The sequence below is a fragment of the Borreliella lanei genome (genome assembly GCF_014205895.1).
Taxonomy (GTDB): domain Bacteria; phylum Spirochaetota; class Spirochaetia; order Borreliales; family Borreliaceae; genus Borreliella; species Borreliella lanei.
In genome coordinates, this window is the sequence record NZ_JACHFC010000003.1 from 83882 (window position 1) to 105697 (window position 21816).

The 21816-nt window shown below is 29.2% G+C and carries 20 protein-coding genes; 2 read left to right on the forward strand and 18 right to left on the reverse strand.

The genetic code is table 11. From position 1 onward, the window contains the following. Positions 1 to 29: 29 nt before the first annotated feature. The 13 genes from lepA to murI form a co-directional block, all read right to left on the reverse strand. The gene (lepA, locus tag HNQ06_RS03665) at positions 30 to 1835 is read right to left on the reverse strand and encodes a translation elongation factor 4 (protein ID WP_184107704.1); all 1806 of its coding nucleotides are present in this window, start codon (positions 1833 to 1835) and stop codon (positions 30 to 32) included. Positions 1836 to 1861: 26 nt separating this feature from the next. Further along, entirely contained in the window at positions 1862 to 2842 is a 981-nt protein-coding gene (locus HNQ06_RS03670; protein WP_184107597.1) for a hypothetical protein, read from the reverse strand. Positions 2843 to 2913: 71 nt separating this feature from the next. Then, entirely contained in the window at positions 2914 to 3348 is a 435-nt protein-coding gene (locus HNQ06_RS03675; RefSeq protein WP_002556692.1) for an ATP synthase subunit K, read from the reverse strand. 16 nt (positions 3349 to 3364) lie between these two features. Then, on the reverse strand, positions 3365 to 5191 hold the full coding sequence (locus HNQ06_RS03680) for a V-type ATP synthase subunit I (RefSeq protein WP_184107598.1): 1827 nt from the start codon (positions 5189 to 5191) through the stop codon (positions 3365 to 3367). Further along, complete coding sequence (locus HNQ06_RS03685; RefSeq protein ID WP_184107599.1) at positions 5188 to 5796, reverse strand: V-type ATP synthase subunit D; 609 nt, start codon at positions 5794 to 5796, stop codon at positions 5188 to 5190. The genes HNQ06_RS03680 and HNQ06_RS03685 overlap by 4 nt, the downstream gene beginning before the upstream one ends. Positions 5797 to 5798: 2 nt before the next feature. Further along, positions 5799 to 7103 (reverse strand): V-type ATP synthase subunit B, encoded by a 1305-nt coding sequence (locus HNQ06_RS03690; protein WP_184107600.1) that lies wholly within the window; start codon positions 7101 to 7103, stop codon positions 5799 to 5801. 21 nt (positions 7104 to 7124) lie between these two features. After that, positions 7125 to 8852, reverse strand: a complete 1728-nt coding sequence (locus HNQ06_RS03695; protein ID WP_184107601.1) for a V-type ATP synthase subunit A — start codon at positions 8850 to 8852, stop codon at positions 7125 to 7127. A gap of 13 nt (positions 8853 to 8865) precedes the next feature. After that, entirely contained in the window at positions 8866 to 9411 is a 546-nt protein-coding gene (locus HNQ06_RS03700) for a hypothetical protein (protein ID WP_184107602.1), read from the reverse strand. A 9-nt stretch (positions 9412 to 9420) separates the two neighbouring features. Then, entirely contained in the window at positions 9421 to 10020 is a 600-nt protein-coding gene (locus HNQ06_RS03705) for a V-type ATP synthase subunit E (RefSeq protein ID WP_184107603.1), read from the reverse strand. Between the two features lie 186 nt (positions 10021 to 10206). Beyond that, entirely contained in the window at positions 10207 to 10593 is a 387-nt protein-coding gene (locus HNQ06_RS03710) for a hypothetical protein (RefSeq protein ID WP_184107604.1), read from the reverse strand. Positions 10594 to 10598: 5 nt separating this feature from the next. Continuing rightward, positions 10599 to 12944 (reverse strand): endonuclease MutS2, encoded by a 2346-nt coding sequence (locus tag HNQ06_RS03715; protein WP_184107605.1) that lies wholly within the window; start codon positions 12942 to 12944, stop codon positions 10599 to 10601. Continuing rightward, complete coding sequence (rsgA, locus tag HNQ06_RS03720) at positions 12934 to 13857, reverse strand: ribosome small subunit-dependent GTPase A (protein WP_184107606.1); 924 nt, start codon at positions 13855 to 13857, stop codon at positions 12934 to 12936. Before rsgA ends, HNQ06_RS03715 begins: the two co-directional genes overlap by 11 nt. Beyond that, positions 13854 to 14636 carry a glutamate racemase gene (gene murI, locus HNQ06_RS03725; RefSeq protein ID WP_184107607.1) on the reverse strand — a complete coding sequence of 261 codons (783 nt, stop codon included), beginning with the start codon at positions 14634 to 14636 and terminating at the stop codon, positions 13854 to 13856. The genes rsgA and murI overlap by 4 nt, the downstream gene beginning before the upstream one ends. A 163-nt stretch (positions 14637 to 14799) precedes the next feature. On the opposite strand from murI, the gene asnS reads away from it, so the two are divergent. Further along, positions 14800 to 16188: an asparagine--tRNA ligase gene (asnS, locus tag HNQ06_RS03730; protein ID WP_184107608.1), complete on the forward strand. Its 1389-nt coding sequence runs from the start codon at positions 14800 to 14802 to the stop codon at positions 16186 to 16188. Between the two features lie 22 nt (positions 16189 to 16210). Then, positions 16211 to 16732, forward strand: coding sequence for a hypothetical protein (locus HNQ06_RS03735; protein WP_184107609.1), 522 nt, complete (start codon positions 16211 to 16213; stop codon positions 16730 to 16732). Here HNQ06_RS03735 and HNQ06_RS03740 read toward each other — a convergent pair. The 5 genes from HNQ06_RS03740 to nusB form a co-directional block, all read right to left on the reverse strand. Beyond that, on the reverse strand, positions 16729 to 17322 hold the full coding sequence (locus HNQ06_RS03740) for a phosphoribosyltransferase (RefSeq protein ID WP_184107610.1): 594 nt from the start codon (positions 17320 to 17322) through the stop codon (positions 16729 to 16731). The genes HNQ06_RS03735 and HNQ06_RS03740 overlap by 4 nt on opposite strands. A 143-nt stretch (positions 17323 to 17465) precedes the next feature. Next, positions 17466 to 18890, reverse strand: coding sequence for a DegQ family serine endoprotease HtrA (gene htrA / locus HNQ06_RS03745; RefSeq protein WP_184107611.1), 1425 nt, complete (start codon positions 18888 to 18890; stop codon positions 17466 to 17468). A gap of 66 nt (positions 18891 to 18956) precedes the next feature. Continuing rightward, entirely contained in the window at positions 18957 to 19712 is a 756-nt protein-coding gene (gene map, locus HNQ06_RS03750) for a type I methionyl aminopeptidase (protein WP_184107612.1), read from the reverse strand. Continuing rightward, entirely contained in the window at positions 19705 to 21372 is a 1668-nt protein-coding gene (locus HNQ06_RS03755) for a tetratricopeptide repeat protein (RefSeq protein ID WP_184107613.1), read from the reverse strand. Before HNQ06_RS03755 ends, map begins: the two co-directional genes overlap by 8 nt. Further along, the gene (gene nusB, locus HNQ06_RS03760) at positions 21359 to 21787 is read right to left on the reverse strand and encodes a transcription antitermination factor NusB (RefSeq protein WP_184107705.1); all 429 of its coding nucleotides are present in this window, start codon (positions 21785 to 21787) and stop codon (positions 21359 to 21361) included. The genes HNQ06_RS03755 and nusB overlap by 14 nt, the downstream gene beginning before the upstream one ends. Positions 21788 to 21816: the final 29 nt, after the last annotated feature.

Genomic DNA, 21816 nt, shown 5'->3' on the forward strand with positions numbered 1-21816 from the left:
TCACGTAGCACAAAAAATTAAAAACAAATTTAATTATCATTGGATTTTAGAACCGCAAGAAAAGCACTTTGTGGGATCTCAACATTTCCTACCATCTTCATTCGCTTTTTACCTTCTTTCTGCTTTTCTAAAAGTTTTCGCTTACGAGTAATATCACCGCCATAACACTTGGCAGTAACATCTTTTCTAACAGGAGAGATTGTCTCTCGAGCAATAACATTAGAACCAATAGCACCTTGAATGGCTATTCTAAATTGTTGTCTTGCTATTTCATCTTTCAACTTTTTACAAATCCCAATAGCCTTAGTTCTGGCACTGTCTTTAAAAACCAACTGAGAGAGTGCATCAACTCTATCCCCATTGACTAGTATATCCAATCTTACTAAATCTGTATATTCATAATCTAAAAGCTCATAATCAAAAGAAGCATATCCACGGCTCACAGATTTAATCTTATCATAAAAATCAAAAAGGATTTCAGAAAGGGGCATTTTATAAATAAGTTCAACACGCTTAGTATCAAGATAAATTAAGTTTGTCTGCACTCCTCTTTTTAACAAACACACACTCATAACATTTCCTAAAAATTCTGTAGGAACAATAATATTGGCCTTAATATAAGGCTCAAGAACACTTTCAATAGCTTCACTTCCGGGAAATTGCTCAGGAGTTTCAATAAAATAAGATTCTCCCTTTTTAGGAATTATTTTGTATCTAACAGAAGGAGAAGTTAATATGACATTTAAATTAAATTCACGCTCAATACGCTCTTGAATAACTTCTAAATGCAAAAGACCAAGAAATCCGCATTTAAAACCATGTCCAAGAGCAGATGATGAATCTTTTTCAAATGTTAACGATGCATCATTAAGTTTTAATCTATCCATTGCCTTTAAAAGATCATCATATTGATTGGCATCAACAGGATACACTGAAGAGAACACCACAGGCTTAACTTCTTTAAATCCCTCAAGAGGAGATAATGCGGGAAAATCACAAAGGGTTACTGTATCTCCAATTTTCACATCTGATATATTTTTTATTCCTGCAATAAAATATCCAACATCCCCTGCTTCTAGACTATCTTTTCTTTCAAGTGATATTTTAAAAATTCCAATCTCTTCAATTAAATGCTCGCTATTAGTATGCATTAACCTAATCTTATCGCCCGTTTTGATTTGTCCTTCGAAAATCCTAAAGTGAACAACAACTCCCCTATAAGAATCATAATGTGAATCAAAAATTAATGCTCTTAATGGATCCTTAATACTTCCTCTAGGAGATGGCACATACTTACAAATAGCTTCAAGCAAATCATCAATTCCTATTCCATTCTTAGCAGAAATAGAAATAGCGATTTCTTCATTTAATCCCAAATCATTTTTTATTTGCTTTTTTACAAAATCAACATTAGCATTTGGAAGGTCTATCTTATTAATAACAGGAATAATTTCTAAATCATGCTCAAAAGCCATATAAAAATTAGAAACTGTTTGAGCTTGAATTCCCTGACTTGCATCAATTAATAAAAGAGCACCTTCACAAGACGAAATTGCCCTTGAGACTTCATAAGAAAAATCAACATGACCTGGAGTATCTACAAAATTCAACTCATAAAAATCACCATCATTACTTTTATAAGTAATTGTTACTGCCTGACTTTTTATTGTAATTCCTCTTTCTCGCTCAATATCCATACTGTCAAGCATTTGACTTTTAAAATCACGATCAGATATTATTTTGGCCTTTTGAATAAATCGATCAGCTAATGTAGATTTACCATGATCAATGTGTGCAATAATGCAAAAGTTTTTCTTACGAATACTAATACTAATTCCCCCCCTGAACTACAAGTCAAGATTTAAAAATTAATTTTTTTTAAATATACAGAATTTTTAATTTGACTTCTTGATTTCGCAATATAAGGAGAAAATCTTGGTGCAAGATCTACTATTAATTTCCAAGTATCTATTGCTCTAAATTTATAATTGCCATTAGAATATGCATAAGTAGCAGCAGCAACATTATAAACTATTTCCCAAAAATCTGTAGATTCAAAAGCATTTTTTATTGCCTTATACTCATTAATTTTTTGAACAAAAGACCTTAAATTTTTAAACTGATACACAGGTTCATAATAACAAACATAATCATACATTCTTGTTAAAATTCCTACTGCGGCTATAAGTCCATGAGTAATTGAAAGTTCATAAGCTTTTAAGCGCAAATAAACTTTTGACAATAATTGATGAGTATCAATAACATTGTAGTTTTTAAATCTGTAAAGATTAAAAGTAAAATCAATACCAAAAGCTCCTCTTACTTGCTTTAAATAAGAAGTTAAATAAAATGAAACATTAAATTCACTGTTTAGAATACTATTTTTGTCTTGAGCATAATCATGATAACTATAATAATCTTTTTTAGTTGAAAACTTGTTTAATATGTCATTCAAATAATCAATCATATCAACATAATTATTTTCAAGTTCAGCCATTTTAGCTAAAGAAAAAAGTATTTTTTTTTCAAAAGATTCATCTAGCAAATAATCTTTGTCTTCAAAAGACTTATAAAGGTTTAATTTTTCAAGAATAGCATTGCCAGACATACCATAAGCTACTGACAAATAATAACTAGCTTCAGGATAAACGCCTTTTCTAAGTAAAGCTTCCTGCAAATAATTAATAGCATGTGTAAGATTAGACTTACTAAATTCAGATTTAGAATAAAGAAATTGCCTGCCTTTTTCAAGTAAAATCCAATACGGAAAATTTTTATTACTTGAAGAATACAAAGAAATAGAAAAAGGCAAAGCAAAAAAAAATAAAACCACATTTCTCATAATAATAAATATATTAAATTAACTCATAAATTACGAGAAAATTTAATATTAAAAGAAATAATAAATCAAAATTAAACAAACTTAAATATCATTAAAAATACCATTACAAAAAGAGCAACAGATTCTATTAATCCTAAAACTAATAAATATGTGGCAAATCCTTTCCCAGTCTCAGAAAATGCATCACAAGCACCTGCTGCTGCTTTGCCTTGAGCAAATCCAGAAACAGCAATAGCAAACCCACCACCAATACCAGCTCCAAGTAACAACCATGGATTTGTCTGCATCATTACCTCATATAATGTGTTCATCAAAATATATCCATATATTATTTGAGTCAATGGTGCTGAAACAAAAACGATCAATAAAAATGGCGCTGGCTTTCCTTGCATATAGCACCTCTTCCAGGCTCCAATAGCAGCACTACCTGCCGCCCCCATACCCAACGCAGAACCTATTGCTGAGATTGTTAAAGCTGAATTAACCCCTATTAAACCTATATCCATAAGTACTCCTTTTTATTTATTTTTTCATTTTTCTAAAAGGCCTATAAGCATATCCACTCCATTCTTGCCCTAAATGGTTTGAAAATTCAAGCATATTAAGCCTTACTCCATGAACAATTACTGAAAGCAAAGATAGCATTATATTTAAAACATGCCCAAAAAGTATAACAATAATTCCAGCTACTACAAGACCAATATTAGAAGATTTTAACAAAGGTATTGACATAGCATTAAAACTTGATGAAATTGAAAGCCCTGCAAGTCCAACTGCAAAAAGTCTAATATAAGATATTATATCTGCAAACCCCGACACAGTGGTTAAAAACTGCTCTATAATACCCCCAAAACTTTTCAATATACACTTGAAAAAATTTGAGCCATCTTGCTTGCCAAAAACAAATACAAGTGCAACGCCAAAATATATTACATTATAAACAACATTATACATAGGAAATCGAGATTGACTTAATATTAAATTTAAAACAAGATAATAAAGTCCAACTATACACATAAGCCAACCAATCTGTGCAATTGAATGGATATGGGGCTTTTCTTTTACTTGTCTGAAAAAATTCCAAGCATGCGCTAATGAAATTTGCAAAACTCCTATTGAAAAACAGATAAAGATAATATTTTGTACACTATTTTTCTCTGTCAAATAACTAACTTTAAATGAATTTAAAATAGGAAACATTTCAAGAATTAAAGGACTACCAAACCAAGTCCCAGTCATAGCGCCATAAAGTATCGATGATACACTTAGATAAAATATTAACCCATGAATTGGCGTTAAGGGCTTGCCTTTAAAAAGAAAGCTCAAACTAAGTAAAATTCCTACCAAAAAAAATATCACTCCATAAGCCGCATCACCTATTATCATACCAAAAAATACAAAGAAAAATAACATAAATATAAAACTTATATCCCTTTCTTTATACCCAGGAATTGTCTCTAAAATATTAAAAATAGGTGCAGCTAAATTAGCAATTCCTTTTCTTTTTATATAAGTTGGAATAATATCATTTTCTTCGGGATCTGCAAATTGAGCTGCAAAACCTGCTTTTAAAACTGCGTTTTTAAGAGATTCTTGACTTTCAGCTGGAACAAATCCTGTAATATACGAAAAATCCTCAAAATCAGTTTGCATATCAGCTAAAACTTGCTCAAACTCTACGATTTGATCATAATTTTTTATCTCATCCCTTAAAATATCAATATATTTATTAAAAAGAGAAATTTGAGTCAATTTTTGATCTAAAATCTCATCAACAACCTTCAATTTATTATTAATATAATTAAGATCAAAATTAAACTTAAACTCATCAGCAATTTCAATTTTTTGCTCAAACTCGCCAACACTCACAAAATAAGAAGTGTTTTTTACGTTTTTAATCAAAAACACATTAACATTGGGATCTCTTAATAAATTTTTATATTCACTTTTTTGGATTTTAAAAAATTGAATATAAATATTAGACTCTTTTAATTTGTCAATATTCTCTAAAGAAAAATTTCCCCAAACAGAAATCAAATTCTTTTCATGCAATAAAGATCGTTTAATATCTTGAAATTCTTTAATTTCATTACCCAAATTGACTATACTTTTCGCAATATCTAAAAAATTTCCATTAGAAGATTTTAAAGCTTTAACACCTCCATCTTCTTTAAGCAGGGAAAAAGCTTGTATTAAAATTCGTCTATTATCAATGCTCTTTTTTAAAGAATCTGAATTCTTATTGCAAGAATTAATATGAACTGCTCCAAAATCCCTTAAAATCTCTAATGATTCTTTTTTATATTTTGATAAAGTTAAAAGTAAAACTTTTTTCATTTTTACAATCATAAGCTGTTCCTATTTTTTTTTATCAAACTAGATTTAGCAATTTTACCTCTTACAACAGCCGCGGTTTGCTGATCTCCAAGATATATATTAATCTTTTTTATATTAGCCTTAGCTGTTGGTATCATAACTTTCTCAAATAAATTAACTCTCTGAGATGTTACTCTAAACTCTTTTAAAAGCAAATCAATCTGTTTTTTTAAAATTTTAAGTTCTACATCAATTTGAATCACAAATTTAAGAATCTCAATCCCCTTATCTACCCAATAAGGAGTAAAAAGTAAATCATGCCTTATGTCTTCATATTCAATAGAATCGAATATAGGAATTGCAACCCCCGCAATATTTAAAGACTTTTTGACCACTGTTTTTACTTGAATCCAACTCTCAAAAGGAAATTTTTCGCTAAAAAGAGAAATCCAATTAGAAATATTTTCCTTAAGTTTTTGTTGCTCAAGATTTTTAATTCTGTAAGAATTCTCAATTTTAACAATTTCCATATAAAGCTGTTGCTTCTTAAGCTGCAAAGTAGGCAAATATCTCTTAAACATTTTAAGTTCGTCTTTTTGCTTTTTAAGATCATTTTTGGTCAATTTAATTTTAGACATAATTAATAAGTCTCTTTTTTAGGCCAATATTTTTCAATAAGGTCTGTTTTTATTCCCGTTTCTTTTGGGCTAAAACAACTAGCAAGAATATCCCAACCCAAATCTAAAGCCTCTTCTAAGGGAATATTAACAGACAAATCCATCATCTTACTTTCAAACATATTGCTATACTTGAGCAATTTTTCATCCCACTTGGTCATATTAAATCCCATAGCCTTTTTTTCTACAGACTCTTTTGAAGATGCATAAAGCTTGATCATTGAATCCATTATAGTTCTGTGATCATCTCTAGTTCTACTATTTACCATTTGCTTAAGTCTTGAAAGCGACCCAAAAGGCTCTATTCTGCCACCTTTTAAATAATACTGACCTTCTGTAATATACCCAGTATTATCAGGAACAGGATGAGTAACGTCGTCACCCGGCATTGTTGTAACTGCAAGTATTGTAATCGATCCTGCACCTTCAAAATCAATAGCCTTCTCATAACGATATGCAAGCTGAGAATATAAATCTCCAGGATAACCCCTGTTAGAAGGTACTTGTTCCATTGTAATGGATATTTCTTTCATTGCATCAGCAAAATTTGTCATGTCTGTAAGAAGAACTAAAACTTTTTTACCTTTAAGAGCAAACTTTTCAGCAACAGAAAGCGAAATATCAGGAACAGTTAAAGATTCAACAACAGAATCATTAGCGGTATGAACAAAAAAAATTGCCCTACTTAAAGCACCTCCTTTTTCCAAGGAATCTTTAAAAGTCAAATAATCATCATTCTTAAGCCCCATTCCGCCAAGAATTATTAAATCAACTTCTGCTTGAAGTGCGATTCTCACAAGCAGCTCATTATAAGGCTCCCCAGAAACAGAAAAGATTGGTAATTTTTGAGATTCAACAAGAGTGTTAAAAACATCTATCATTGGAAGCCCTGTCCTTATCATATTTCTAGGAACAATACGTTTTGTAGGATTTGCAGAAGGCCCCCCAATTTCAATCAAACTATCATCTAAAGTAGGGCCTCCATCTCTAGGATTCCCAGAACCATCAAAAATTCTGCCCAACAAATTGTCGGAAAATGAAATCTGCATTGAATGCCCTAAAAACTTTATCTCGTCTGACGTGGAAACACCTCTTGTACCACCATAAACCTGAAGAGAAACTTTTTCTCGATCAAGTTTAATCACTTCGGCTAGAGAACTTGTATCTTTTGCTTTCACAATAGCAAGCTCGCCATACTTAATACCTTGAGCTGTAACAGTTATTACATTGCCTGCTATAGACTCTATTTTACTATAGACTCTTTTCATATATATATTTCTCCAAACCCCCTAAATTACCTTTTTAAAATTTATCAATTCACTCAAAGCATGTTCCAATTTATTAAACTTATAATCCTTAAAAGAAGAAAGATTCATGTCTAAAAGATTTTGCCTTAATTCATTTATAAAATCTCTTGCTTGAAGCTTATCAGAAAACTCAAAGTTGGTTTTAAGAATGTTGTAAACTATATCAAACATATAATTTTGACGCTCAGAATTTACAGCAGCATCAACAGAATCAAATGAATTTTGTTGTAAATAGCATGAATCAAGAAGTTCAGACTTCAAATAAATTAAAAAATCTTCATTACTTATGCCCTCTTCCCCAACAACCTTCATCATCTGATTAATTTCGTTACCTTTTACCAAAAAAGATCTTGCATATTCCGTCTTTTCAGAATCAATAACGCCTTTATATTTACTCCAAGATTCAAGAGGGCTAATAGCTGGAAATTTTCTAGCATCAGACCTTTCTCTTGTAAGCCCGTGAAATGCTCCCACAACCTTTAAAGTTGCTTGAGTAACTGGCTCTTCAAAATTACCACCAGCAGGGCTTACAGAACCACCAACTGTTACAGATCCAATACCACCATTATTAAGAACTACAATGCCTGCCCTTTCATAAAAGGAAGCAATAATAGATTCAAGATATGCCGGAAAAGCCTCTTCACCGGGAATTTCTTCAAGACGACCAGACATTTCTCTCATAGCTTGCGCCCATCTTGAAGTTGAATCTGCCAAAAGAAGAATATCAAGACCCATTTGCCTGTAATACTCACCAATAGTAATAGCAGTATAAACAGAAGCTTCTCTGGCTGCAACTGGCATTGAAGATGTATTACAAATAATACAAGTCCTATCCATTAAAGATTTACCGGTTTTTGGATCCATTAATTCGGGAAACTCCTTAAGAGTTTCTACCACCTCTCCTGCTCGCTCACCACAAGCTGCAATAATCACCACATCAACATCAGCATTTCGACTTGTAACCTGCTGAAGAACCGTTTTTCCAGCTCCAAAAGGCCCTGGAATGCAAAAGGTTCCTCCTTTGGCAACTGGAAAAAATGTATCTATAATTCTAGTTTGAGTCAACATAGGCTCACTAGGGATGAGTCGTTCCTTATAACTAGTAATAGGAATTTTAACGGGCCAATGAAAAGACATTGTAATATTATGCCTCATACCAGAATCATCTTCAATTACAGCAATTTGATCATCAATCGAATAGTCGCCATCATTTACAATCTCCACAATTTTATAAGAATCTCTTTTATAAAATGGAATCATTATTTGATGTTGAATAGTTCCTTCAATTACAAAACCCAAAAAATCTCCTGCAATAACGATGTCTCCAACTTTGGAGGTTTTTTTAAAATTCCACTTTTTATCTTTATTCAAGGGCCTTAAATATACTCCCCTTTCTAAAAAAAATCCACATTGAATAGCCAATTCCGGCAAAGGATTTTGAAGCCCATCATATACTTGAGTTAAAAGACCTGGCCCGAGTTCAACTGTTAAAAGTTTGTCTGTAAATTCAACTAGATCTCCAACAGATATCCCTTTTGTCAATTCAAAAACTTGTGCATCAACTTCATTACCTCTAATACGAATTATTTCTGCTTTTAAATTTCTACCGGCTGTCTTTACAAATAAAACCTCATTCATAGAAACTGAACCTTCTACCTCAATAGTAACTAAGTTTCCATTAACTCCAACGACTTTTCCTTTTGTATTCATTTAAATTCCTTTTCTAAACTTTTTCATTAGTTTTATCAATTAAATTTTTACAAATATTGTCAAAATTTTGAATACCTAATTTTTCTTTAAACAAATTATGCCTTAAAAATAACCTTAACTTTAAAAAGTAAATTATTAATTTATCAAAATCAAATTCATGCCCAACCTCAAGGTCAGTTAAAAATTGCCACTTAAGAAGATCAAAACTTAATTCTATTTCAAAAGGATTTTCTTTCAAGCAGATGTTTTTCAAAATATTCAAATAGTAACTTGAAAAATAAGTAGATTCTAAATAAAAATCCTTAGACAATCCCAATTTTTCTGCCCTTAAAGCTGCAAGCGTATATCTTATTGTATCTTCAAAATCAAGAAAAAGATCAATAACTCTTGATTTACCCCTATCTACCTTAAATTCTAACACCCCTTTTAAAAAATCAAAGTCCTTTTTACTTAAAGAAATTTCAACATTATTCAAAAAATCTGAAACACTATAATTTTTCAAAGATTTTAAATCAATATAAGGCAAAGAAGATAAAACATAATAATATGAATCCAACACAAAAGTCTCCTAGACCACTTTTACAACTTCCTTAAATCTTGGATTAAGATAATCAAAAAGAATGTCTGCAATAGTTTCAGCTGAAAAATCATAATGCAAACCAATATTCTTTTTTTGAATCTTAAAACCTTTGCTTATGCCCCTGAAAGGTCTAAGCTCCATCCCTTCTTTAAGCTTATTGCCAAGCTTTAATCTTAATATCTGCTCTAAACTAGAAAAATCAGATTCATTTAATTGAATAACCAATTTTTCTCCTTTAGCCCATGAATCCGTTATTTTAATTATAAGTTCTGCTAAGAAATTATTATCACTAAAAACTTCCGCTACACTATCTTTTAAAGCATTTTCAAAAAGAGATTTAAGATTCTTTTCAACGCCAATAATTAAATCCCTTATTGCCTGACGAGAGGCTTCAAGAGCATGACATTTATAATCATTAGCTTCTTTTTCTGATTTTGACTTTAATACTCTAGCAGCTTCTTCTGCTCTGGCAACTATTTCTTCTGCTTCTCTTTTAGCCTTCAAAATAATATCATTGGATAATCTCTCAGCCTCTTCAAGCCCATCTTTTTTAATTTTATTTATCAGATCCTTTACTTCAAATTGCATTAAAACTCCTTATCATACAAGATAAAAATAATAACTTAACACTTATTAGCAAACAAAACTTTAAAAAGCACACAATAAATTCTTAATATCAAAAATTGTACAATATTAAAATAACACATCAATTTAACATAATAATACTTCTTTAAAGAATATATTTATTCTCAATTATTAGAAATAATACAACCATTAAAAAAATGGCCCAATAATTTTATAAACATTGCCATCAAGCACTATATCAAGATTTTTGCTTGGAAATTTATTTTTAAGTCCTTCTCTAAAGATTTCAATACCCCTTTTATTTATCTTATCCCAAAATTCATCATCAACAAAATTTAAAGTTAATATCTCAATAATAATCAAATAACCTCTTCCGAACTTAGATCCATAGCCTGATGTAAAAGTTGTTGTAACACTAAAAAGACCATCCAAAAGACCATTTGCAGCCTTACCCCTAAAAGGTCTGTTGGGATGAATATCATAAGAATTGCCAAATTCATTCTCAAGCACAAAATCAACATCAAGACAAATGTGAAACAATATATTTTCAAATTCATTAAATTTCGATATATTCACTTAAATTAAATCTCAACTATAGTTTTTCCAGATCCTCCATCACTAGGGTGAGCAAAATAATATTTTTTAACAAACTTCAACTCTTTTAGAAAATTGTGAACTTCTCTCATAAGATAGCCCTCCCCTTTTCCATGAATGATCTCAAATTTATTAATGCCATTTAATATAATATTATCTATTTTCTTATTCAAAAAGTCTAGAGCATCAACAGACCTCATGCCTCTAATATCAATGGTAAAACTTAGCAAATTTTCCTTATTATAATCAATTGAAAAGTCAAAATTTTTACCGCCCTTTTTTTTCTGCTCTTTAAAGTTTTCCAAAGATATCTCTGAGCTAGAAACACTGACATTGAAAGCGCCTACATTAACTGTGATTTTCTTTTTTGAGATCCCAACTATTTTTCCTTTTGCATTAGAATTAATTATCCTAACGCTATCTCCTATTTTAAAATCTACAGCCATATTTCTCTTATTGTTAATAGAATCTACTTTATTTAACTTGAGGTCTAAATTTTTTTCCAATTCCGATATAAAAGCTTTATTCTTTGCAATATTAATATTGCCCTCTTTTATCTCTCTAACTAAATTTTCTAAAACTTTTCTTGAATTTTTTAAAAATTCATTCTGCTCATTTAAAAGATCTATCTCAATATTTTTTTCCTTTAATAAAAGATCTTGATAAAAATTTTCTACTTCTTTTTCTTGTAATTCTATTTGGATTAATTTCTTATTAATACTTTCTTTAATTAAAAGCAAATCCTTTTCTTTCTCTATTAATCTTTCTAAAATTTTATTAACTTCTGTTTTTTGAGATGAATAAATTTCATTAGCACGAATTACTATACTCCTGTCAATCAAAGCCCTACTAGCAACATTAAACGCATAACTTTCGCCAGGAATAGAGAAAATTAAATTATAATTGGGTTGCATCGTCTCTAAATCCATTCGCATAGAAGCATTAACAACGCCTTCATGGGTATATGCAAAATATTTAAGAGCATTATAATGAGTTGATATTAAAACATAACAATTAATATTGATTAAATATTCAAGAATTGAAATAGCAAGCGCCTGACCTTGGTCAATATCTGTGCCTGAACAAAATTCATCAAATATTACAAGGCTATTTTTTGTAGTATGTTTTAAGATATAAGAAATATTGCTCATATGACTTGAAAAAGTTGAAAGAGAATTAGAAATTGACTGCTCATCGCCAATGTCAATAAAAATGTTATCAAAAATTTTAAAAGTGCTAGACTCACTAACAGTAATAGGAATCCCAAATTGAAACATTGCACTAAGTAGTCCAATTGTTTTTAAAGTTACCGTTTTCCCACCAGCATTAGGACCAGTAATAATTACAACACGATTCTCAGCAGGAGTAAAAGTTATTGCCTTTGAATCCTTTAACAAAGGATGATGTGCATCAAGAATATTTAATACATTTGAAATCTCAGGAAATACCCCTTTTGTCTTAATTCCATAAATCGCCCGTGCTTTTAAAGAGTCATAATACAAAAAATTATTATAAAGATTATCTAAAAGAATAATGTTGTCATGAACTTTAGCAGAAAGATTTTGTAAAATTTTTAAAATTATTCTTTCTTTTTCTAAATTCAAATAATTTAACCTATTGTTATCATTTACAATATCATTTGGTTCAATATAAAATGTTTCACCTGATGAAGAAATGGAAATAATATTACCCTTAATTTTGCCTTTAAAATTAGATTTAAGAGCAATAGTATATTTATTAGATTTATAATAAACAAAATTAGAAGTCAAATATTCTGCGTTCAAACTAATTATTCTTTTTATTTGATTTTCAACTCGTCTATTTAAATTTTTAATTTCAAATTCAATCGAATCATATTCTTTTACAACACCACTTTTCAATTCAAGAGCATCAACATCTATATGTTCTTTCAATTCATTAAGCAAATTTTTTAGCTCTGGGCTTAAAAATAACAAATCAGATAAAATCTGAACATTAAGATGTTTGATATCACTATTTCTGTGCAAAAATAAATTTATTTTTAAAACCTCATCTAAAAACACTACAATATCTTTCAAATTTTCCATAGAAACTCTTGAATTTTCTTTTGATAATAATGAAATAGGATATTTTAAACTATTTATAAAAGAGTTTGGATATCCTTTATAGCTCTCAAAAAGCATTCTAATCAGACTTACAAAGGAGAACATTTTTTCTAAACTTTCTCTTGTTTTTAATACTTTTTGATTACTTAGTAAATTAACAGTGTCTGGATTAGAAACGTATTTAGACACTAAAGATAAAATTTCATAAAAGTCAATATTTTTTAAATATTTATCTTGTTCATCTTGCATAATTTTTATAATTTTTAAGCTCTGACAAAATCTTTAAATAGCTTTCGTATCTAAGTTTAGAAATTCCATTGCCTAAAGAACTCTTAACAGAACAACAAGGTTCGCTAACATGTAAACAAGATTTATATTTACAAAAACTGGCAAAATTTTCAAACTCTTTAAAATAATACTTAAGATTCTCAAAGGGCAATGTTTCAATTCCAAACTCCTTTATTCCTGGAGTATCAACTATTATTCCAATCTCAGAATGAAATGATATTGAATAAACAGTAGTATGTTTTCCTCTAGAATACTTATGTGAAATTTCATTTACCGATTGAGAAGCTCTTGAATCAATCAAATTTATCAAAGAAGATTTACCAACACCAGACTGACCAATAAAAGAAGTTCTTGAATTTTTCAAAACCTCTTTTACTTCTTTAATCCCCTCAGAAGTTTTAACAGAAGTTTTCAAAACCTTGTATCCTAGATTTTCATAAATTTCAGAAAATTCTTGTGCTCTTTGGCTTATTCCTTTGTCAACTTTATTAATCACAATAACAGGAACAATATTTTGCTCTTCTGCAACAACAAGAACTCTATCAATAAAAAAATTTTTCATCTCAGGAAAGTTGGCAGAACTTACAATCAAAATATTATCAATATTAGAAACAATTGTCTGCCTAAGATCTGCTTTCTTGTTATAACGCCAAAGAATATTTTTCCTATTCAATCGCTTATCAATATACACCTTACGAGAACCATAAATATACCCGAGGACTATATCTCCTGGAACTAAAGGGCTATATTCCTTACAGCCTGTTTCTAATACCTTGCCCTTAAAAATTCCTTCATAAATTAATTTGCTATTAAGTTCTAAAATAGAATATATATTATTAACTCCCCAAATAACTTCAAATTCAAGATAATTCAAACTATCATTCCTTTAAAGCGGAGATTATATTTTTTGCAAAAATTTTGATAAAAAGTTAAATTTTTATTTCTAGTCAAATAAAACTCATCTACAAAATCAACATCATTTTTATAATAATTACCCTTATGTTCAGGAAAATTCATTGATCTAATAAGATTTTGCACCACTAATTCACGATTCTCATAAACAGGAATTTTTAAAAAATCTTCTATCATTGCCTTAAGATGCAAATAATGCGTGCATCCAAGGAAAACAATTTCTCTACCGGTATTTACAACTTCAAATTTTAAAGCTTCCAAACATCTAAGAGCATCTTTTTTACACTTTTCTCCATATTCAACAAAATTAACAAGCTCTCCAGCAGCTTTTACAATCAAATCATTATGTATACTTACTTGATTCTTAACAAATTTGCTTTCAAGAGTAGTGTTTGTTGCAATCAAAAGAACTCTTTTTAAAGCAAGTTCTGAAACTACACTTATATCTGGCAAAGTATAGACTACTGGAAAAACAAAATTTAATTTATTGTATACACTAACAGAAATTGTATTGCAAGCCAAAACTAATGCGCCAATGTTATAGATTTTTTTAAGTTTCTCAATTAAAAACAAAACTGCTTCTAAAAGATATTCAGGACTTTTTTCTCCATAAGGGAAATTTTTATTATCGGCAACATAAACATATTGGTATCTCCCTATTTTATTTTTAATATATTTTAAATAAGAAAGTCCCCCTATTCCTGAATCAAAAACAATTATTACTTCTTTGAAATCTTTCATTACAAAATAATAATCACCCCTAAAAAATAAAGTATAAATATTAACAAAGTTAATATCAAGAATTAAAATAATAAAAATTGTAAAATGTTTTTTTTAAAAAAGGTTTTAAGCTATAATAAAATTGATTTAACAATATTAATAAGTATTTAGGATGATAAATAAAATGTTTGTAAGCATTAAAGATATTTTAAAAAAGCCAATTTTAAACAGCAATGTTACAATAAACGGCTGGATTAGAACCAAGAGAAGCAATGGCAAGATTGGATTTATAGAAATTAATGATGGCTCAACACTTAAGGGAATTCAAGCTGTAATAAATGAAGAAGAAAATCAATTTAGTGAAAAAGATCTAAAAAAATTAACAACAGGAGCAAGTATATCGTTAACGGGCCTATTGGTAGAAAGTCCCGCAAAAGGGCAAAATTATGAAATAAAAACACATAGCTTTAATGTAATTGGAGAAACAGACCCAGAAGCTTACCCATTGCAAAAGAAAAGACATTCTTTTGAATTTTTAAGAGAAATACCTCACTTAAGAATACGAACCAACACATTTGGAGCTATTGCTAGGGTAAGAAATAAAATTTCATACAAAATTCATGAATATTTCCAAAAAAATGGTTTTTTTTATATTAATACACCAATAATTACATCAAATGATGGAGAAGGTGCCGGAGAAATGTTTAGGGTTTCCACACTAAAATTTAATAAACCAAACAATGCGCTTAACAATATTGATTTTAAAGACGATTTTTTTGGAAAAGAAGCTTTTCTCTCTGTCACCGGCCAATTGCATGGGGAAGCATATGCGATGGCTTTATCTAAAATATATACATTCGGCCCAACATTTCGAGCAGAAAATTCTAACACCACGCGCCACGCTTCAGAATTTTGGATGATAGAACCAGAAATGGCTTTTTATAAGCTTAACGACAATATTACACTAGCAGAAGATCTTTTGAAATATCTTTTAAGTTCAATTTTAAACGAATGCTCACAAGATATGGATTTTTTGGAAAATTACATTGAAAAAGGTTTAATTAAAAAACTAGAAAATGTAATAAATTCAAATTTTGAGGTTATTACCTATACTAAAGCAATTGAAATTCTTGAAAACTCAAAAAAAAATTTTGAAATAAAACCTTACTGGGGAATAGATTTGCAAACAGATCATGAAAAATACTTAACAGAAGAAACTTTTAAAAAACCAGTAGTGGTCATTGATTATCCAAAAAATTTCAAAGCATTTTACATGAAAGCAAATAAAGACAACAAAACTGTTAAAGCAATGGATATACTTGTTCCAAAAATTGGAGAGATTATAGGGGGAAGCGAAAGAGAAGATGACCTTCAAAAATTAGAAAATAGAATAAAAGAATTAAACCTAAACATTGAACATCTAAACTGGTATCTTGATCTAAGGAGATTTGGCTCCACTCCTCATTCTGGTTTTGGACTTGGACTTGAAAGATTGGTGCAATACTCAACAGGAATATCTAATATAAGAGATTCAATACCATTCCCAAGGACTCCCAAAAATCTTTATTTTTAATCAAAAGAAAGGAAACAAAAAGATGAAATTAATAAAACTTTACAAATTAATGCTACTCTTTCTTTTTGCAATAAGATTGTTTCCAGTAAAAGATGAAAAATTAAACAATAAATTGGAATTATTTTCAAACGTAGAAACAAAAATAAAAAAAAAATCTAAAACTTACGATTCAAGCTCAAACAGCAAAAAGATCAAAAAAGAATCAATTTTTAAAAAAGATACAAACAGCAAAAAAAATATAAATTCTAATATATACATACAAAAATCAAAAAAAATTAATTATCCCAACAGAAATTTAGGCAATAATATCAATCAAAAAACCGCAAATGATGTGAATTTTACAACAACTAGTTATGTTAAAGTTTATCCTAGCTATAAAGATGACAACTTTCAAGAAATTAGAAATACTAATAAATTTCCAATTAAAACCGAAAAAACTCATATGCTAATCGGCCCAATATTAAAAGATAATCTAGGAATAATAATTAAAATGCTAAAAACAAAGGGATACACTTTAATAGAATATATAGAGAACAATAATTAAGATTTATTTTTTGCCAAAAATTTTAAAATCTCATTAAGTTCATCATCTATGTATTTAAAACTATTCTTATATTCACTCTCATTTAATCCTGTCAGCTCATGATTTCCATAATGAATCCAAGTATTTAATTCTTCTTGGTTAGAATATTTATTAACATAATAATCAGGAATATAATCTACAAATCCATGATCCTTATAGTCGTAAACTGCTATTTTAACATTTTTACTCTCTATACCTTTTTTTAAAACCTCACTTCTCAAATAAACAATAGTACGACCCGTATCAAAAATGTCATCAACAAATAAAACTTTATCGCCTGCCCTTAAATATTTTGGATCATAGGTCCAACCATCTATCATTATCTTTTTTTGCTCATTAAAAATATCATAAGATCTAGCAACAACAGCAGCATATAAAAGAGGTTTATCTACTTTTACAAATTTAAAAAATTCGCTAATAATATTGCCAAGATAGGCTCCTCCTCTCAAAGAGACATACATAATATCTGGAATAAATCCATCTTTATAAATTTTATAAGCAAGCTTAAATCCATTAATTCTTATTTCTTCATAAGAAACATATTTCTTCATAATTCAAACTTATTCCTTTTATTCTTTCCTAATAACAATAAAATTTATTTAATCAAAATATTTTAACTTGCAAATTAACACACAAATATTTATATAAAATAAAAAAGGGCTAAGATCAACTCTTAACCCAAAACTAAAATTTACTAAAATGAAATTTTAAAAGAATCGTTTCCTCTTAAAATTTTATAAGTATTTTTTCCAACCTCAAGAGCATCATAAAATTCTCTTAAATTAGAAACACTTTTTGAATTTACAGAAAGAATTACATCTCCTGACTTCATCTTAATGCTTGATGCTAAATTTTTATCAATATAATCAACAACAACACCTTTAATCCAATTTCTTAAATTAAGCTGAGCTTTAATATCCTCAACTAATGGATAAACAACAAAACCTGGAAGCATCTTTGAAGAAGAAAGCTCTTTATCCTTAGGTCTAACAGCAAGAACAATCTCAATATTTTTTTTGACATTGCCTCTTAAAATTTCTACATTTACTTTCTCACCAGCATAAAAATCACTAATATATGATGTAACATCTTGAAAAACGCTCATGGGAACCCCGTTAACCTTCATAACAATATCTCCTGCTCTAAGCCCTGACTTAACAGCAGGTGAACCCGGATAAAGAGAAGCAATAATTGCAGCTGAAACATCCTTACTTTCAACCCCCAAGCTTTTTAGCACCTCAGAATCTCTTGTCTTTAACGGATAAAAAGAAATTCCAAGCCACGCCGATTCAATTTTTTTACCTTTAAGGAAAAAATCTACAGTGCTTTTAATATTGTTAACAGGAATTGCAAAACCTAGCCCAATATTTCCGCCAGAATTTGAAGCTATCCAAGCATTAATTCCAATAACTTCACCTTTTATATTTACAAGAGGACCACCTGAATTACCCCTGTTGATTGCAGCATCGGTCTGAATAAACAAATTCCTTGATTGCAAATTAGGATTTGCAGAACGTTGCAACCCACTCACAATACCCGCTGTAACTGTAAAACTAAATTGAAAAGGGCTGCCTACTGCCATAACCCAATCACCTATTTCAAGCTTATCACTATCTCCAAGATCAGCTACTTTAATAGTTGCGTCATCACTTTCAAAGCTAATAAGAGCAATATCTTTTTTTTCATCTTTGCCAATTAACTTAGCCTTGTGCTTTTTTTTATCATAAGATACAACTTCAAGTTCAGTTGCCTTATCTACCACATGACTATTTGTAACCACATAAAATAATGATTTTTTTTGAGAATCTCTACCAATTATTACTCCAGACCCTGCCCAATTGCTTTTTCTCTCAGAATCAAATTCTGGCATATCAAAAAAGAAAAATGGAATAGGAAAACTCTGCTTGATTACCCCTGTTGCATGAACTTCCACAGATGATGGTAAAATTTTCTTGGAAACTTCTCTAAAAGAATCTTGCAAGGCTCGTACAGTATTGTCCTTTTCTTCTGCAAAAACAATGTTGCTTCTATTAGAATCTAAATAATGCATTCCAATAAAAAACCCAATACCCAAAGCCAAAAAACTTAGAAGAAATCCAGAAAAAAACTTTTTTTCCACTTTTATAACCTCCACATAATTACTTGATTTTACAAATAATATTTAAATATTTGATTAATTGAAAATTTAAACTTCACTTAAAATTAAAGGCAATCCATCAACAACAGCAACAGTATGTTCAAAATGTGCAGAACAACTAAGATCAGATGCAAAAACAGTCCAACCATCACTTTTTATTGAAACCTTGTGCCCCTTTAAGTTTACCATAGGCTCAATAGCCAAAACCATACCCTCTTGAATTCTAATATTTTTAAAAAAAGGAGCATAATAATTTGGAACACTTGGTTCTTCGTGAAGTTCAAATCCAACACCGTGGCCTGTATATTCTCTAACTATTCCAAAACCAAACGGTTTTATATAATCTTCTATTGCCTTTGATATATTTAAAATTCTATTTCCCACTTTCATCTCAGCAATACCTTTGTAAAGAGAAGCATTTGTAACTTCTAAAAGTTCATCGATACTAGAATCCACATTTCCCACTTTAAAAGTTTTTGCCATGTCGCTATAAAACCCATCAAGAATAACCCCACAATCAATACTAACAATATCCCCATCCGCTAATTTTCTTTTTCCGGGAATGCCGTGAATAACCTCTTCATTAACAGATGCGCAAATAGTGCCCTTAAAACCACGATATCCCTTAAAAGCAGGCTTAGCTCTATTTTTAATAATAAAATCATAGGCTATCAAATCAAGTTCTTTGGTGCTAATACCAGGAACAATATTTCTCTCAACTTCTAATAAAGTAAGCGCCAACAAGTTTGCTGAAGCTTTTATTTTTTTAATCTCATCTTTAGATTTCAATCTTAGTTTAGTCAAAATTTAACTTCCTTTCTCTAAGTGTATCTATCATATTTTTATAAAGCCTTCCTTCATCAGTTTCGTAAAAAGAATAAGAAGCCAAAATAGACTCTTTGCCTTTTTCCATTTTTCCCAAATAAAGATAATTAATTCCTTGTTTTAAGTAAATTTTTGATATAAGTTCACGTTCATAGTGAGTACTAGAATCTTTATCATAAAAACTACTAGGCAATAAAGATATTCCTTTATTAAAATATCTTTCCGCTTCTTTATAGTCTTTTTCAGAAAAGCTCAAAACTCCAAGATTATAATAAATTCCAAACATATATTTTTGAGATTTATTGTCAAAAATTATCTTTTTTGAACTAATAAAATCTCTTTTAAGAAAATAATAATAAAATTTATAAAAATCATACCAATCTTGTTTATTCTCAGAAAAATTATAAATTCTAAAAAATAAATCTAGGTCCTTTAAATCTGAATAAAGCAGTAAATTCCAAGCCAAAAATTGAGCAATACTAGAATTGTACTCAGTCTTATAAAATAGTCGCCACAAATAAGATTTTTTTGCCTCATACTTAGAATTTGCATAATTTAATGCAAAATAAAGTTTAAAGAATAACGGATCTTCCTTATAATTCGCTATAATTTCATTGGCTTTAAAATAATTTTTAATTCTAAAGTATATGTTTGCTAAATAATAACTTATTATCTTATTATCTTTAAACACCTCATTAGCCTTATTTAAATAAGAAATTGCTCTTTTATGATCATTCTCACTATTAGCTATGAGTGCAAGATTTAAATAAATAAGAACATTGTAATTAGGAAATCTTGTATAAAGCTTTAAATATTCATTCTTAGCATTCTTAATATCTCCTTTTTTAAAATAAGCATCTGCAAGCAAAAAAAGTAAAGTGGGGTCTTCTTCATTTTTAATGGACTTGAGATTGGAAATTGTATAATCTAAATCATTAAGATTATATGAAATATATGCAAGCTCTTTTGAAAAATTTTTGTCCTCTTTGATTTTAAAAAGTATACGCTTAGCAGCATCTATGTTTTTTTTCTCTATATATAAAAGCATTGCATTTATTAAAAATGCATTATTTTTAAGATTTAAACCTATCTCTTCAAAAATACGAGCATCCTTTTCTTTATAGATTTTATCAATAAATTTGTTAAAATCTAAAATCCCATTATCTGAACTTAAATTTTTAATAAAAACTTCATCATAAAGACCTTGATACTCTTCGCTATTTAAAAGATATTGATTTGCAATCCTATAAGCATCTTTTAAAAGCCCAATTTTAAGCTTAGAATAAACTTCTAAAGCTCTTAATTTCAAATTACCCGGCAAAACTTTAACACCAAGATCTACTATCTCCCCCATAAGATGATAATCGCCCGTATTTAAAGCCCAAAGTTTAGCTCTTTTAGCAAGGGCTAGCCATTTAAACTCAGTATTAGCATAATATGATGAAAATAGCATTGCTTTTTTAGCATCAGCAAATTTTTTTTTATCAATATAAAAATCAATTCCCATAATAAGCTTGCTAAAATCTTTCTCGCCTTTTAAAAGATATAAAATATTGGGATCGAAATAGAAATAAAAACCCCCTAAAAAAACCGATAATAAGAACAATGAAATGAATACTAAAGTTTTATTTTTTTTCAATACAACTCTCCATATTTTTAAGTAAAGCATCAAGTATACCATTTATAAACTTATAAGAGTTTTTACTACCATATTTCTTAGCAATCAAAATTGCCTCATCAATTACAGCACGTTTTGAATTTTCAAAATTTTGGAACTTCAAAGAATAAACACCCATTCTAAGTATTGCAAGATCAACCTTATCCATGCGATCTAAAGACCAATTCAAAGAAATATCCCTAATCAAGCTATCAATATGCTCTAAATTATTAAAAGTACCATTTACTAAAGAAGAATAAAACGACTTAATAGATTCATTTTCTATGTCTAATCCTTTATCTTCAATATTAAAAATATCAAAAATATCGTCCATTGCGCTTTGATTAATATCAATGCTATAAATCTTTTGAAAAGCCAAAACTCTAACTTCATGCATTAAATCCATAATAAAATTATATAAATAAA